2 protein-coding genes are annotated in these 1,950 nt (G+C 67.1%); both read left to right on the top strand.

Going from position 1 to position 1,950, the window contains the following annotated elements:
- Positions 1-224: 224 nt before the first annotated feature.
- The gene (locus UK23_RS52425) at positions 225-383 is read left to right on the top strand and encodes a hypothetical protein (RefSeq protein ID WP_156213912.1); all 159 of its coding nucleotides are present in this window, start codon (positions 225-227) and stop codon (positions 381-383) included.
- A gap of 79 nt (positions 384-462) precedes the next feature.
- Positions 463-1,779, top strand: a complete 1,317-nt coding sequence (locus tag UK23_RS48000; protein WP_082115567.1) for a ricin-type beta-trefoil lectin domain protein — start codon at positions 463-465, stop codon at positions 1,777-1,779.
- Positions 1,780-1,950 lie beyond the last annotated feature (171 nt).

The raw sequence follows: 1,950 nt of genomic DNA, 5'->3' as shown, positions 1-1,950 counted from the left end.
GAGCTCGTGGTCCGCGAGTCCGCCTGAGCGAACCGGCGAAGTAGATCGCGTGCGATTTGACAAAAATCCCTGTGCACGTTCACAAGAGTCAGAGCAAAGACTCTTGAATGGATCGAACAACTGCGGTTCTATCAAGGTAGTTCGCACGCAACGACGATGTGCACGTTCACAGATTGCCTGCCAGGTCGCTGGTGCAACTGCTTCACTCGATCAAAGGAGATCGAATGACCGCACCCGGCATCGGCCGTGCGGGCGGAGCAGCCGTGCTGTTACCGGCCGACGCTCGTCCCGCGGCACCGCCCGCACCTGCCGCGTTCGCTGATACCGGCCCCGCGGCACACTCGCTCGATCTCCTCCCCCGCGTCGAGCACTGGACACGTTGACCACGTAGTCCGTTCGCGAATGGGCTTCTCTCTCCACAAATTCTCTTCTCCGCCCCTGCACAGGAAGAGGTACTGCGGCATGTCTCAAATCCAGTGGTCACCGGCCCACCTGCCGGCTCCGAGATCGCGTGGCGGCCTGCTGCGGCGGGCAGCGATCACCGTCGCAGCGGCTCTCGGAGTGCTCACCACGATCGTCGTACCAGGACCGGCGTCCGCCGCGGACAACCCCTACCAGCGCGGCCCGGCACCGACCCAGGCCGGCATCGCGGCGAACCGCGGCACCTTCGCCACCGCCGAGACGAGCGTGGGCGGCGGCAACGGCTTCGGCGCGGCGAAGATCTACTACCCGACCGACACCAGCCAGGGGAAGTTCGGCGCGATCGCCGTCTCACCCGGCATCACCGCCACGTGGGCCGCCGAGGGCGCGTGGATGGGACATTGGCTGGCCTCGTTCGGGTTCGTCGTGATCGGCATCGACACGCTCGGCCGCAACGACCGGGACGTCGAGCGCGGCACCCAGCTGCTCGCCGCGCTCGACTACCTCACCCAGCGCAGTTCGGTGCGGGACCGGGTCGACGCCTCGCGCCTCGGGGTGATGGGTCACTCGATGGGCGGCGGCGGTGCCTTCTCGGCCGCACTGCGGCGGCCCTCGTTGAAGACCGCGATCGGCAACGCGCCGTACAGCCCGTCGCAGAACCTGAACAACATGCGGGTGCCCACCGCGTTGCTGGCCGGTCAGCGGGACACGACGAGCACTCCGTCGATGGTCTCCGCCAACTACAACCAGATCCCGGCAGGCGTCGAGAAGATGTACCTCGAGCTCACCGGTGCCGGGCACGCCTTCCCCACCTCGAACAACTCGGTGGTGACGCGCAAGGTCGTCCCGTGGATGAAGATCTTCCTCGACAACGACACGCGCTACCAACAGTTCCTGTGCCCGTTGCTGGACAACACCGGCATCAGGACCTACCGCAGCACCTGTCCGCTGCTGCCGGGCGCCCCGACGCCTCCAGCCGGCACCTACAGCCTGGCGGGTCCGGCTTCCGGCAAGTGCGCGGACGTGGCAAGCGCGTCCCAGACGAACGGTGCCGGGCTGATCCTCTGGTCCTGCAACGGCCAGGCGAACCAGCGCTGGACGCAGACGGCGGCAGGCGAGCTGCGTGTCTACGACAACCCGAAGTGCATGGACGCCGGAGCTTCCGGACAAGGCTCGCGGGTGACCATCAACGCCTGCAAGGACGGCAACAGTCAGAAGTGGACGGTCAACGCCGACGGCACGGTGACGAACGCGGCGTCCGGACGCTGCCTCGACGCCGGAGGCACCGCCGACAACTCACCGCTCGTGGTCAACACGTGCAGCGGTGGCGCGAGCCAGAACTGGACCAAGCGTTCCTGACCCAAGGAGTTTCACCATGACCGACCTCTCTGGTGGCCTCTCCCGGCGCAGCTTGCTGATCGGTGCGGCTGCAGGCGCGGGTGCCCTCGCGCTCGGCGCGGCCCCTGATGCTTCCGCGGCCACCTTCGTCAAGGGCGCGGACATCAGCTGGATGCCTCAGATGGAGGCCAA

Source organism: Lentzea aerocolonigenes, assembly GCF_000955955.1.
Taxonomy (GTDB): Bacteria; Actinomycetota; Actinomycetes; order Mycobacteriales; family Pseudonocardiaceae; genus Lentzea; species Lentzea aerocolonigenes_A.
This window is presented reverse-complemented; position numbering and strand designations above follow the sequence as displayed.